The organism is Brevibacillus sp. NL20B1, from assembly GCF_018195675.1.
Taxonomy (GTDB): Bacteria; Bacillota; Bacilli; order Brevibacillales; family Brevibacillaceae; genus Brevibacillus; species Brevibacillus aydinogluensis.
Genome location: NZ_JAGTPT010000006.1, coordinates 61528 through 74298 on the forward strand (window position 1 = coordinate 61528; position 12771 = coordinate 74298).

Below are 12771 nucleotides of genomic sequence, written 5' to 3' on the forward strand. Positions count from 1 at the left end.
TTTTTGTTTGTTTACGCGATTCTCCGAGCGGCGGCTTAGTGCCTCTTTTCGACACTTTTACAGGTGGTGACGACGCCAGGCGGACTGGATGATGTGGTAAGATGGGAGGAGAACTTACGGTGACGTGGGGGAAGAAACGATAAGGGACAGGCGCGTCCACGTGTGCAATGGAATCGTCCGTCTCTTGCCGTCCCGGCTGCCGGCGGCGTACAATGGATGGGGCAAGAGGAGGTCGAACTATGGAACAATGGCGTTTTCTCGTCACGGAAGCCATGTCACCGGCCATGAACATGGCTGTCGACGAGGCGATTTTGCATCTGCACAGCGAAGGAAAGGTACCGCCGACCGTCCGATTTTACACATGGAATCCGGCGACCCTGTCGATCGGCTACTTTCAAAAGGCGGCCAAGGAAATCAACCTGGAGGCGCTGCGTGAGCGAGGGCTGGGCTTTGTCCGCCGTCCCACCGGGGGACGGGCCGTCTTGCACGATCAGGAGTTGACCTACAGCGTCGTCGTTTCGGAAAGCCATCCGAAAATGCCGTCCGGCGTGACGGAGGCGTACAAGGTGATCAGCATGGGGCTGCTGCACGGATTTCAGCGGCTCGGCCTGCACGCGGAAATGGTCTCGCTGGCCACCGAGGAGGAAAAGGAAAAGTACAGCTCGCCCGGCTCGTCAGCCTGCTTTGATTCCCCCTCCTGGTACGAACTGGTGGTGGAGGGCAAAAAGGTGGCGGGCAGCGCCCAGACGCGGCAAAAAGGCGTGATCCTGCAGCACGGTTCGATTCTCCTGGAGATGGACGTCGAGCTGCTCTTTTCGCTGCTCAACTTCCCGTCCGAGCGCGTGAAACAGCGCATGATGGAGAGCTTCCGGCAAAAGGCAGTGACGATCAACGAGGTAAGCCCCCGGCCGATCAGCCTGCAAGAGGCTGTGCATGCCTTCCGCGACGGCTTCGCTTCCGGTCTGGAGGTGGAGTTGGTACCGGGAGAACTGACGGCTGAAGAATTGGCTTTGGCCGATGAATTGGTTCGTACCCGCTACGCTTCGGACGAGTGGAACTTCCGCCGCTGACGGACAGGTTTTTCGTCGGAGGAAATCAGGCAGACAAATGGACGAATACGGATTAGACAAGCTCTCAGGGGCCAAACCACCGGCTCCTGAGAGCTTTTTTTCATGCTCGTGAGGACAGAAATCTTTTATTAACATGTAAATTATTTGCGAAAACTTATCAACAATGATCATTGACATTATTTTACGGCCGAGGATAAAATAAAATCGTTTACTGGTTAACAATTTTGTGTGAGAAATGTGCACGATAAATCCGAAGGGAGTGCAGGAACAATGTCTGATCTGACACACGAGCTGATTTATGACCAGTATATGAAGCTGCTGCACCTGAACGAACAAAAGGCGGATACCGACATTCAGGAGTTTTTGAACCAGGCGACGGGTGAACAGGGAAAACTCTTGCCCCGAAATATGACGAGCATTCACGTCATTGACTGTATCGGGCAGCATGAACCGATCAACAACAGTGCCATTGCCAAGAAAATGAACTTGTCCAAAGCAAACATTACCAAAATCACGGCAAAATTGCTGGAAGCAGACCTGATTAAACGCTTCCAACTCACGGACAACAAGAAGGAAGTGTATTTTCGGTTGACGCCAAAAGGACGGCAAGTGTTTGAGATGCACGAAGCGATACACAAGCGGAAAGAACAGCAGTTCTACCAGTTTCTTGACCGCTTTACTGAGATGGAGCGGCATGCCATTCTCAAATTCCTCCGAGAACTGACCATGCAAATCAAGGAGGAACTGGCGGAAAGGCAGGGGACCCTCCGTGAAGAGCGCTAACGGTAATGCCGCGTTCATTTTGTATCTGGTTTGTATCAGCGCCTTCTTTGCATCGTTAAACCAAAATATTTACTCGCCGATCATTCCCCTGATCAGGGACTCGTTTCACGTCTCCATGAACCTGGTGAATTTGTCGGTATCGCTGTTTATTTTCGTTACCGCGATCATGCAAATGGTTCTCGGACCGCTCGTAGATCGGAAAGGGGCCCGATTTGTGCTGATCCCGGCCATCCTGTTGACTGTCGTTTCCAGCATCGGGTGCGCTGTCACCAATCAGTTTTCAGTGTTTTTGCTGTTCAGGGTTCTGCAAGCGGCAGGAACTGCTGCTCTCCCGCTTGTTGCCGCAGCGACCATTGGCAGGTTGTTTCAGGGAAGCCAACGCGGAAAAGCGATGGGGACGTATCAAATGCTGCTGTCTGTTGCGCCTGCAGTAGCCCCGGTACTGGGAGGATGGATGGGAGACTGGCATGGCTATCCCGGAATTTTCTGGTTTCTCGCAATCGCTTCCGCCATTCTCCTGGTGGCCCATCAGCTGTTTTTCCCGAAAGATACTCCGGAAGGGAAACAATCTGTCAGGAAAGGCGGGCTTTTGAATCACTATGGCGGCATTTTCACAAACAGGACGGGGAGCTCGATACTGATCTTGAGTTTCCTGTTTTTCTTCGTGTATTTCGCCGTGATCGTATACCTGCCTGTCTTGCTGACGGATCACTATCATGCAAGCCTGAAATTGGTAGGGCTGCTTTATCTGCCGCTGGCGCTAAGCACGATGGTGGGAAGCGCGATCTTTACCTACCTGCAAGCCCGAATTCCGCTCAAGACGCTGAGTGCAGGCGGACACGTCGTAGCGGCAGGCAGCATTCTGCTTTTTGCTGTTACCCATTCATTTTCGTTAATCGGGATGTTTACGGCTCTGGTAATGTACGGGATCTGTGTAGGGGTCATAACTCCTTTGTACTCGACAATGATGGCAAATGAATTTGAGCACAACAGGGGCAGTGCGATGGGACTGTTTAACTTCATCCGGTACATGGGAATGGCCGCCGGACCTGTCGTATCGGGATGGCTGCTGGCGAAAATGGAAGCTGTCGTCGTTTTTGGACTGCTGGGAGTGCTGTTTGCGTTGTTGAGTTGGGGATTGCGGCTGCGGATGCGCCCCCAAAACGTGAACGAGGCTGTCAAATGAGCAGTAAAAAGCAGCGGCTACCCGATACGGATAGCCGCTTCACTTGCGTAGATTGGAAAGCAGGATGTGTTTCAGTGTATTACACGAGCACCTCGGAATAGATGTGCTGCTCGAACAGCTGCTGCAGTTTTTGCACCATCGGGCCTACCTGGCCGCTGCCAACCGGTTGGCCGTCCACGGCGACAATGGGCATCACTTCCGCCGTCGTGCTGGAGAGGAACAGCTCATCCGCCTGCTTGAGGAACTGGATGTCAAACGCCTCCTCATGCACCGGAATGCCGTTTGCCTTTGCCAGGTCGATGACGGTTTGCCGGGTGATGCCGTGCAGAACCAGATTGTCGGCGGGGTGGGTGTACAGGGCGTTGTCCTTGACTGCAAACAGGTTGGAGGCGCTGCACTCGGTAATGATGCCGTTGCGGTGCAAGATCGACTCCTGGGCGCCGGCCTCCTTGGCGTACTGCTTGACCAGCACGGCTCCCAGCAGGTTCAGCGTCTTGATGTCGCAGCGGAGCCAGCGGATGTCTTCCACCAGCTGGGCGGTCAGTCCCTTTTTCTGATCGGCCAGCGGGCGTTCCTTGCGCCGGACAAATCCCATGATGACCGGTCGGATGCCGCTCGGGATATCGTGCAGGCGAGGAGCGACGCCGCGCGTCACCTGCAGGTAGAGGATGGCGTCATCGTCCGTCGTCAGGTTGTTTTTGACGATCAGCTGCTGAGCAATATCTTTCAGTTCTGCCGCCGTCCAGGGCAGGTCCAGCTTGATTTCCCGCGCGCTGCGGAACAGACGGGTCAGATGGGCGTCCCACTGATACATTTTCCCTTTGTAAATCCGGACCACCTCATAGATCCCGTCACCAAAGTTGTAGCCGCGGTCTTCCGGGTGTACGGCCAGTTCGTCAGCCTCGACCCACTTGCCATCCACATACAGCATGGCGAAATCCTCCTTCATGATTACGCAAAAATTATGACATTTTTTGTTTGCAAAAAACCATCCGACAAATATGCAGCCCCGGCGGCGGACAGGCAAAAATCCGCGTCGAGCAGTAGATGGATTCTCCTTCCACCTTACCAAACCGGGGGACAAGGGTCAATTTGATTTTACGGATGGGCCACAAATGCTGTCGCTCTATGACGCTGTGTGCCCGTATTTGACAAACTATTCTGACTAGACGCTGGCGACAGCCCCTGCCCATAATAAAAACAAACGCCTTGCGAAAGGAGCATGCCATGAGGGCGTATTGCAGATGGACGTTGTGCGCCATGCTGGTCATGAGTTTACATTTGCCGCTGCCGGCAGGGGCGGCGGCCGGAGTGCAGGAACAGATCGACGCCGACAGTCTGTACGATCACGTAGAGCGCCTGTCCCGTCAGCCGCGGGCGGCGGCGACGGAATCGGAGTTTGCCGCCCTCGTCTATGTGGAAGAGCAGCTTCGCATGTACGGGTACGAGACCAAGCTGCAGCCGTTTTTCTATTACGTGTACAGCCAGCCGACCCAGCTCTCCTTGCGCACGGATGGCTGGCCCGACCGCATGTGGAACGTGACCGCCTTGACACATGGACCAAACGGCAGGGCGGCAGCCGAGATCATTGACGCCGGGAGAGGCACGGCGGCGGAGATGAGCCGCATACAGGCGGAAGGGAAGATCGTCCTGATCCAGCGGGGAGAGATTCCCTTGGGGGAAAAGGTGCGCAACGCGGCGGCCGTCCAGGCGGCGGGAGTCATTCTCGTCAACGACGACGACGGAGCATGGGACGAACCGCTGGAAGAACCGCTCGACATGGCCGTACCTGCCGTGCTGCTCCCGCGAACGGAAGGGGAACTCCTGCGTCAGCGTCTGCTGGAAAAGGGAAAGGTGTCCGCTGAGCTGAACGTAATCGGCGGTGTCTCCACCCGACGCACGTCGTACAATCTGATCGCGGCGCGAAAGCCAAAGGGGGCAAACACAGGTCAAACGGTACTGGTGACCGCACGCCACGATTCTCCGCCCGCGTCGCCGGGGGCCAACGAGGGAGCGTCCGGCGCGGCCGTGCTGCTGGAGACAGCCCGCCTTCTGGCCAGTCAGCAGGTTGACACGGAAGTGCGTTTCGTCAGTCTGGGAGCGGCTTACGACGGGGCGCGGGGGGCTGATGCCTACGTGCGCTCCTTGTCCGAAGCCGAGAAGCAGCAGATCGTCGCTGCGTTCTGCCTCAATGGCGTCGGCAGTGCGGACGCGGGGGAATTGACGGCGGTTACAGCGGACGGACTGCGAAATCTGCCCGCCGATCTGGCAGAGCAGGCGGGGGCCGTTTTTTCCGCCGCTCGACCTGGCGAGGCTGGCATAGGGGGAGAAGCGACCGTGTTTGCCCGCGCCGGGATTCCCGCCGCCGTGCTAGTCGCTCCAGTACCCGCTGACAGAAAGAGGGAGCTCTCGCAGGACACCGTGGACAGAATCAGTCGGGAGCAGCTCAGCCGTACGGCGCAAATCGTCCTGGCCGCCGTGCGCGAGATTGCCGATGAACACACCCCGGCGTATCCGGCGGGCCGACCCGCTCCCAAGTGATGAGGATTGATAGGAAAAGGGAAATACAGACGTTTGCCGTGCCCGCGCAGGTTTTCTAGACGCGGGCGTTTTGTTGCCTTCCGGAAGTAATTGTCAAAATCTGTCGAATGGTAAGGAATGGTCGATTTTTGATAAAAGAGGTATAATTTTCGCGAATGTAAAAAAATTCACTCACTTTGTGCAGAGTGTGAATCAGTGATTCCCGGCAAAGGGAGATGTGGCTGGTGCGGCAATGCGTTTACCGCGATCGTGTCGTGGGCAATCCGGAACAGCAGCGTCACCGTAATGTTTCGCGTCATTTATCGGAAATTTCCGAATAAAATAACATCCCCAACCGCAATACGGGGATGTCCATCAGTTACATCTGTTACGGAGGTTGATATGAAGCAATCCCAAGCGCTGTATCCTTCGTTCTTGGCGGTAATCGCCCTGGCGGTTGTCACCGCCGTGGCACACTGGCCCGTATGGTCTTCCCAAGCCAATGGGAGACTGCTGTTCGGTGTCCTGGAGTTGTTGGAGGTGGCGGCCTTCCTCTTGATCTTGTACCTGCTGCGGCGCGTCCGTCAACTGGAACAGGAAGTCCGCTATCGGGAGCACAGATTCCGCAGCTATTTCGACGCCGTCCCGGACCTCCTGTTCATCAAGAGCAAAACGGGCGATCTTTTATACGTCAATCAAGCGGCCGGGAAATTCTTTGTCGGCGATTGCTCAGCCAGTCCGGAGCTGGTGGGCGTGACGGACCGTTACCGGCAAAGTCTGTTCAGCTGCCGGGAAACCGACGAACTCGTCTTTCGATCGGGAGAACCGTTCCGTCGCGTCGAAGTGTTTGAGCAGCCGGACGGATCGACACGCTTTATCGACCTGGTAAAGGTACCGGTCATGGATCCACTGACCCATAAAGTCTCCCTCCTGATGCTGGGGCGGGACATCACCGACCAGAAGCGGGTGGAAATGGACGGACTGGCCACGAAAGAACTGCTGGAGTCCATTCTGCAGCAAACCCCCGACGCCATCTCGGTGATTGACGTCAACGGCCGCATCAAGCGCATCAACCAGGCGTCAGAAATCATCTTTGGCTACAGCGAAGAAGAATTGATCGACCGGCCGCTGCCGTTCATCCCCACGCATTTGCAGGAAGAAGCCGACTACTACCATCAACAAGTGCTGAATGGCAAGCGCATCATTGGGCTGGAAACGGTCCGCATTCACAAAAACGGCCAACCCCTGCACGTGTCCCTCTCATTGGCGCCGATCTACGACGGCGAGGGGAAAGTGATCGGCATTGTCGGCAGCGCGCGGGACATTACCGAACAGAAGCGCGTGGAGCATCGCCTGCGGGTGAGCGAAGCAAAGTACCGGCTGATCGCCGAAAACATGACCGACATGATCTGCGTGTACGAGGGGAGCGGTGCGGTGACCTACATGTCTCCTTCGCATGAGTCGATTCTGGGGTATCCGCTCGATCAGTTCAATCAGGTGTACGACTTCATGGATCGGGTGCATCCGGATGACCAGAAATCTGTCCGGCAGGCGATTGCGCGCATCGGTCAAACCGGTGAAATGGCTTCGGTCGAATTCCGCTTCCTGCACAACGGCGGCCACTGGGTCAACCTGGAATCCCGCTGCAAACCAATTGTGGATGAGACAGGACGGGTGATCAGTTTTATGATCGTCACCCGCGACATTACGGAGAAAAAGCGGGCGGAAGAACTGCTCCGCCAGTCGGACATGCTTTCTGCCGTCGGGCAGCTGGCGGCGGGAATCGCCCACGAGATCCGCAACCCATTGACTGCGCTGCGCGGCTTTATCCAATTAATGCAGTCGTCCGCTGAAGCCAATCGGTACTGCGGGATCATGCTCTCCGAACTGGATCGGATCAACTTGATCGTCAGCGAACTCTTGCTGTTGGCCAAGCCGCAGGCGGTCAAGTATCAGCAGCGGGAAGTGGGCGGCATCCTGAAAAACGTTCTCTCACTCCTGGACAGCCAGGCCATCTTAAACAACATCCAGATTCACACCCGAATCTCGGAGAATTTGCCGCTCATCACCTGTGAAGAAAACCAGTTGAAGCAAGTCTTCATCAATTTGTGCAAAAATGCCATCGAAGCAATGCCAAACGGGGGACACCTCCGGGTGGAGGCGGAAGAGCTGGACAAAGGCGAGGTGCGAATCAGGATCATTGATACGGGGGGCGGGATCGACCCGGAACAGATTCCGCGCCTGGGCGAGCCCTTTTACACCACCAAGGAAAAGGGGACCGGACTTGGCCTGATGGTCAGCCGCAGGATCATCCAGGAGCACGGCGGCCAAATCGTGATTTCCAGCGAACCGGGCAAAGGAACGACGGTCGATGTCATCCTCCCCGTCATGGCCTGATGATGCAGCGGGTTGTGCTCACGCGGGCGGTTTGGGACGTGGTTTCCTGCCTTTCCACAACAGGCGCCCCAGCAGCAACAGTCCGCAGTACGTGGCGCTGCTTGCGGCCAGATTGGCTGCCGTGACGCTTACCAGTGGCAGCAGTGCAAACAGACCGGCCCCGGCCAGCATCGCCAGCAGCAGCGGCCCCATGTGCAGATCGTGGCGCACCGCCACGGGCACGGCCATCGCGTAAACGAGTGCGCCCAGGATGAGGCCGGCGTGTCCGAGTGACAACAACAGATGCAGCAGGTCGGCAAACGGCATGAGAGAAGCCAGAATGTGCGCAAGCGGCAAGGCGGCGGAGTGGACGTCGTGCCAGTGAGCCAAAAGGATCGCCTGTCCCAGCAGGGAGGCGAAGAAAAAGAACAGTGTGCCCGCCAACACGCCCGCACGTATCGTGCTCTGGCGGGGCGCGCGGGTGGCAAGCGGCAGGACGACGACCAGACAGACCAGTAAATGCAGGGAGAGGTACAGCACGGCCTGGATCAGCCACAGAGCGTTGAATTGGTATCCGAGCGAAGGAATCGGCACGTGGCGCTGTTCGGCAAACACAAACCCAAGCATTAGCAGTCCGGCGGCAAGTGAGGCGGCTGTCCCCCTAAGGATCGTCGTCCACCCCTGAGAGACAACCACCACGGCGAGGAGCAGGGGGGCGAGCACAAACAGCCAGCTCCACGCACCAGCCATGTGCTGCATTGCCTGCATGCCTGCTGTCGCTCCCGCGTAAGCCAAGAGGGAGAGGTGAATCAACACGGAGAAGGTGGGAGCGAATGTAGGGCCAAACCAGTGCAAAAGCAGATCGTGGAGCGTACGCACCCCCTGGCGATGACAGGAGACCAGCACACGGCAGCCGATCCACCCCAGTCCGATGCTGGCAGCAGCAAGGCCAATCGTCCCCCACGAGCCGAAATAGGCAAAAAAGCGCAGCCATTCATTACCGCTGAAATACGAACCGCCGAGCGCAGCCCCAGCGAACAGGACGGCGATTCGCCATGCGCTTCTGTCCATTCACATCATCCTTTTCCCAGCGTGGAACCCAAATTCGTTCATGCGTCATGAAATCTGTCGCACTGGTACCAATGTATGAGGCACAGAGGCTTGTTCAGAACAGTGTGATTAATGATACATATGTGTTTACAAACTATTAATATATGGATATACTGTATGAAGGTACTTTAGACAACTCCCCCATTTGAGGTGAATAAGATGAAAATTGTCGGCATTGCTGGCAGCATGAACGCGCAGTCAACAACCAAACTGGCGGTAGAGATCGTGTTGAAGGCCGCCCGGGAAGCGGGAGCGGAAACGGAATTGATTCACCTGGCCGAATGGCCGATGCCGGTCTACGACAATCGCGATGACGCCTCCACGTATCCGGAGACGGTGCATCGTTTTGTGCAAAAGGTATCGGAAGCGGACGGGCTGGTGATTGGTTCGCCGGAGTACCACGGCAGCATCACTGGCGCCTTGAAAAACGCGCTCGACTTTTTGGAAGGGCGCCATTTGCGCGACAAGCAGGTAGCCATTCTTGGCGTGGCAGGAGGCAGCATGGGCGCGACCAATACGGTAAACACCCTGCAGGTGATCATGCGCAATCTGCACGCCTGGCCTCTGCCGTCCAGCCCGAGCATTCCCAGCGCCTACGACGCCTTTGCGCCGGACGGGACGCTGAAAGATCCGCGTTTGCAGGAACGCATGGAGACGCTCGGCCGGGAACTGGTACGGTACGTGCGGGCGATGAACGCGGAAAAACAGCCGCAGTAGGCAGGTTTTTCTTGCAACCGTCGCGCTTTCCACGGTATTATGTTTTTACGTGCGTTTGAAAAGCCTTGGCCACAAGGTTTTTCATCCCGCCTGAAATACCGTGTGGAAACGAGGGATTCACATGCCAACTCCCAGTATGGAAGACTATTTGGAACGCATTTACACTTTAATCGAAGAAAAAGGTTACGCCCGTGTCTCCGATATCGCGGAAGCGTTGGAAGTGCATCCCTCATCCGTTACCAAGATGGTCCAGAAGCTGGACAAAGACAACTACCTGGTCTATGAAAAATACCGCGGCCTGGTGCTGACGCCAAAAGGCAAGAAAATCGGCAAGCGCCTGGTGGATCGTCACAGTCTGCTGGAAGAGTTCATGCGCGTCATCGGCGTGGACGAGGAGCACATCTATCGGGACGTGGAAGGGATCGAGCACCATCTCAGCTGGGAGTCGATCACCTGCCTGGAGTATCTCGTCCAGTATTTTCACGCCGACCCGTCGCGTATTGAGGAGCTGCGCCGTATCCGACAGGAAGACGAGCAAAAGGAAGAATAACTGCACTGACGCAAGCCTGACCGGCTTGCGTTTTTTGTCGTAATCGACAAGCCACCTCCCTATATTTGATAAGGAGGGAAGGGAAGGTGAGAGCATGCAGGCGGACGCGGTGTTTGAGGGCGGCGGAGTGAAAGGGATTGCCTTTATCGGAGCGCTGCAGGTGATGGAGGAGCACGGCTATACGTGGAAGAACCTGGCCGGCACGTCGGCGGGCTCGTTTGTCGCCGCTCTGCTCGGGGCGGGTTACAAGAGCGGAGAGCTCAGGCCTGTGTTTGAGCGGCTGGACTATCTGCATTTTCTCGAGCGGCGCGGCCTCGGTCGGCTGCCGGTCATCGGTCCATTGTACGAATTGTTCGTGCGGCAGGGGATGTACCGGACCAACCGGATTGAAAGGTTTATGGACGAATTGCTGCGGAAAAAAGGCATACGCACCTTTGGGGATCTGCCTCCGGGCAAGCTCAGGATCATCGCGTCCGACATCACGGCGGGAAAAATGCTGGTTTTGCCGGACGATCTCGTCCAGTTTGACATCGTCCCGGAGGAATTCCCGATCGCCCGGGCCGTCCGCATGTCGTGTTCGCTGCCGTATTTCTTTCAGCCGGTCCGGTTGCAGCAAAACGGGGAACCGCACTATATCGTGGACGGCGGGCTGCTGAGCAATTATCCGGTCTGGCTGTTTGACGTTCCCGGAAAGCCGCGCTGGCCGACAATCGGGTTTCGCCTGCACAGTAAACGGGTGGAGCGGGAAGCGTACCGGATTCGGGGCCTTTTTTCGTTTACCCGCAGCCTGATCACCACGATGCTGGACGCCCACGACCGGCTGTATGTGGAGCGGGCGCAGGCAGTACGGACGATCTTCATTCCGACGCTGGGGGTGCGGACCACGCATTTCGGCCTTCCTCCCGAGCTGCGCGCAGCCCTGATACGTTCGGGGGAAGAGGCGGCCCGCCAGTTTCTGGCCAAATGGAACTTCGAGCAGTACGTCGAAGTATTCCGCAGCATACCGCCAGGACCAAACAAAAAAACAGGCTGCCTCGTATAGGCAGCCTGTTTTGCATAAACGGACGGAATACGAATCGGGTAGAAGTGTTTTGCCTGATGTTACTGCGAGATGTGGTTCTTTGGGTCGCTCTCGTTCTGCTTGTTCTTTGCCCTGCTTTTGGCTCCTTCGATCACACGGAACGGGTGGTTTTTGCGGCTTGCCGGCGACGACTTTTTCATCGTCGGGCGCGGTGCGGTTTTAGGCTTCGGCTGTTTGTGCCGGTAGGCAGAGGAGAAAACCGAGCCGCTTCGCAGGTAGTTTCGCACTGCCACAAACAGCAGCACGGACAAGCCGATCACGATCAAGGTGCCGACAGGATTGTCGATGACCTGCCTCAGAAAGCCGTAGGCGGCCAACAGCAGCAACGCGACGATGATAGGGGGGATGTGGCGTAACATAGGGCTTCACCTCAATGGTATTCTATATGCCTCAACGTTATCCGGCGGAGATGAGTCGCTCTTTGCCTGCGACCTGATCCCGTTCCCGCATTTTGAGAAACGCGGCGATCGCCACTTCCACCTGGCTGTCGTCCGGTTCGCGGGTCGTGATTTTTTGCAGCCACAGTCCTGGGTAACCCAAATAGCGGAGGATCGGTGTATCGCGCCATTTGTTGGTCCACTGCAGAACTTCGTACGATACCCCGATTACCAGAGGCAGGAGTACGATGCGCTGCACCACGCGATCCCACAGTGTTTCGTAGGTGAACAGCGAGTAGATGATGACCCCGACGATCACCGTAAAGATCAGAAAGCTGCTGCCGCAGCGGTAGTGCAGGGTGGAAAATTTTTGCACATTCTCTACTGTCAATTCTACCCCGGATTCAAACGCGTTAATCACCTTGTGTTCGGCTCCGTGGTATTGAAACAGACGTTTGATGATCGGTGCCTGCGCGATCGCTGTAATGTAGCCGAGCAAAAGCAGGAGTTTGATCACACCTTCCGCCAGGTTTTGGGGAATCCCCGCCGGCACCCACTGTCCGAGCAAAAACTGGGCGAGAAAGACCGGCACCAGCGTGAAGGCAAACTTGCCGAACAAGAACGATAGCACCCCGACCACGGCTACGCCGAGCACCATTTGCAGCTTGGACGGTCCTGAGTCCACGTCGTCGTCCGATTCCATGCTGTACCGTTCGGTAGCGAAATTCAGATGTTTGGCTCCGTTTGCGCTGGCTTCGATCAAGCCGACGATACCGCGGACAAAGGGGATTTTTTTCAAGCTGTTTGCCCATTTATATTCCGAACGCGGAGCTTCGTAATACTCGATTTCCTGATTTTTCCTGCGGATGGCAGTGACGGTCACTCGTTTGCCGCCAAACATGACGCCTTCGATGACGGCCTGCCCGCCGTAACTGGGTACGTTTTGCTGCGCCAATCCTATCACCTTCCTTACCACATATTGTACCGGAAACGGCACGCGC

At 56.5% G+C, this 12771-nt stretch carries 12 protein-coding genes; 8 read left to right on the forward strand and 4 right to left on the reverse strand.

The genetic code is table 11. The features are described from left to right. Positions 1 to 239: 239 nt before the first annotated feature. The 3 genes from KDN35_RS05965 (at position 240) to KDN35_RS05975 (ending at position 3039) form a co-directional block, all read left to right on the forward strand. Positions 240 to 1070: a lipoate--protein ligase family protein gene (locus KDN35_RS05965; protein ID WP_212132362.1), complete on the forward strand. Its 831-nt coding sequence runs from the start codon at positions 240 to 242 to the stop codon at positions 1068 to 1070. A 270-nt stretch (positions 1071 to 1340) separates the two neighbouring features. Further along, a complete protein-coding gene (locus KDN35_RS05970) occupies positions 1341 to 1853 on the forward strand; it encodes a MarR family transcriptional regulator (protein WP_212132363.1) in 513 nt (170 codons plus the stop codon). Further along, positions 1840 to 3039 (forward strand): MFS transporter, encoded by a 1200-nt coding sequence (locus KDN35_RS05975; RefSeq protein WP_212132364.1) that lies wholly within the window; start codon positions 1840 to 1842, stop codon positions 3037 to 3039. Before KDN35_RS05970 ends, KDN35_RS05975 begins: the two co-directional genes overlap by 14 nt. Positions 3040 to 3118: 79 nt before the next feature. Here KDN35_RS05975 and dat read toward each other — a convergent pair whose 3' ends face one another. Next, positions 3119 to 3970 (reverse strand): D-amino-acid transaminase, encoded by an 852-nt coding sequence (dat, locus tag KDN35_RS05980; protein ID WP_171565635.1) that lies wholly within the window; start codon positions 3968 to 3970, stop codon positions 3119 to 3121. Between the two features lie 338 nt (positions 3971 to 4308). Between dat and KDN35_RS05985 the strand changes: the two genes are divergently transcribed. Then, a complete protein-coding gene (locus tag KDN35_RS05985) occupies positions 4309 to 5580 on the forward strand; it encodes a M28 family peptidase (protein WP_212132365.1) in 1272 nt (423 codons plus the stop codon). A 381-nt stretch (positions 5581 to 5961) separates the two neighbouring features. Further along, positions 5962 to 7956 (forward strand): PAS domain-containing sensor histidine kinase, encoded by a 1995-nt coding sequence (locus tag KDN35_RS05990; RefSeq protein WP_171565633.1) that lies wholly within the window; start codon positions 5962 to 5964, stop codon positions 7954 to 7956. Between the two features lie 18 nt (positions 7957 to 7974). On the opposite strand, the gene KDN35_RS05995 is transcribed toward KDN35_RS05990, so the two are convergent. After that, positions 7975 to 9006: a hypothetical protein gene (locus KDN35_RS05995; RefSeq protein ID WP_212132366.1), complete on the reverse strand. Its 1032-nt coding sequence runs from the start codon at positions 9004 to 9006 to the stop codon at positions 7975 to 7977. A gap of 198 nt (positions 9007 to 9204) precedes the next feature. On the opposite strand from KDN35_RS05995, the gene KDN35_RS06000 reads away from it, so the two are divergent. The 3 genes from KDN35_RS06000 (at position 9205) to KDN35_RS06010 (ending at position 11354) form a co-directional block, all read left to right on the forward strand. Then, a complete protein-coding gene (locus KDN35_RS06000; protein WP_171565631.1) occupies positions 9205 to 9762 on the forward strand; it encodes an NADPH-dependent FMN reductase in 558 nt (185 codons plus the stop codon). A gap of 121 nt (positions 9763 to 9883) precedes the next feature. Next, complete coding sequence (gene mntR / locus KDN35_RS06005) at positions 9884 to 10312, forward strand: transcriptional regulator MntR (RefSeq protein WP_171565630.1); 429 nt, start codon at positions 9884 to 9886, stop codon at positions 10310 to 10312. Between the two features lie 94 nt (positions 10313 to 10406). Next, on the forward strand, positions 10407 to 11354 hold the full coding sequence (locus tag KDN35_RS06010) for a patatin-like phospholipase family protein (RefSeq protein ID WP_171565629.1): 948 nt from the start codon (positions 10407 to 10409) through the stop codon (positions 11352 to 11354). Positions 11355 to 11413: 59 nt separating this feature from the next. Here KDN35_RS06010 and KDN35_RS06015 read toward each other — a convergent pair whose 3' ends face one another. After that, positions 11414 to 11752, reverse strand: coding sequence for a hypothetical protein (locus tag KDN35_RS06015; RefSeq protein ID WP_171565628.1), 339 nt, complete (start codon positions 11750 to 11752; stop codon positions 11414 to 11416). Positions 11753 to 11789: 37 nt separating this feature from the next. Further along, entirely contained in the window at positions 11790 to 12725 is a 936-nt protein-coding gene (locus KDN35_RS06020; RefSeq protein ID WP_212132367.1) for a DUF1385 domain-containing protein, read from the reverse strand. Between the last annotated feature and the right edge of the window lie 46 nt (positions 12726 to 12771).

What these genes read in the sequence shown, in the direction of transcription:
- KDN35_RS06015 (WP_171565628.1), bottom strand. Translation starts at nt 11,752, where the DNA reads ATGTTACGCCACATCCCCCCTATCATCGTCGCGTTGCTGCTGTTGGCC.
- KDN35_RS06010 (WP_171565629.1), top strand. Translation starts at nt 10,407, where the DNA reads ATGCAGGCGGACGCGGTGTTTGAGGGCGGCGGAGTGAAAGGGATTGCC.
- KDN35_RS05965 (WP_212132362.1), top strand. Translation starts at nt 240, where the DNA reads ATGGAACAATGGCGTTTTCTCGTCACGGAAGCCATGTCACCGGCCATG.
- mntR (WP_171565630.1), top strand. Translation starts at nt 9,884, where the DNA reads ATGCCAACTCCCAGTATGGAAGACTATTTGGAACGCATTTACACTTTA.
- KDN35_RS05985 (WP_212132365.1), top strand. Translation starts at nt 4,309, where the DNA reads ATGAGTTTACATTTGCCGCTGCCGGCAGGGGCGGCGGCCGGAGTGCAG.
- dat (WP_171565635.1), bottom strand. Translation starts at nt 3,970, where the DNA reads ATGCTGTATGTGGATGGCAAGTGGGTCGAGGCTGACGAACTGGCCGTA.
- KDN35_RS05990 (WP_171565633.1), top strand. Translation starts at nt 5,962, where the DNA reads ATGAAGCAATCCCAAGCGCTGTATCCTTCGTTCTTGGCGGTAATCGCC.
- KDN35_RS05995 (WP_212132366.1), bottom strand. Translation starts at nt 9,006, where the DNA reads ATGGACAGAAGCGCATGGCGAATCGCCGTCCTGTTCGCTGGGGCTGCG.
- KDN35_RS05970 (WP_212132363.1), top strand. Translation starts at nt 1,341, where the DNA reads ATGTCTGATCTGACACACGAGCTGATTTATGACCAGTATATGAAGCTG.
- KDN35_RS06000 (WP_171565631.1), top strand. Translation starts at nt 9,205, where the DNA reads ATGAAAATTGTCGGCATTGCTGGCAGCATGAACGCGCAGTCAACAACC.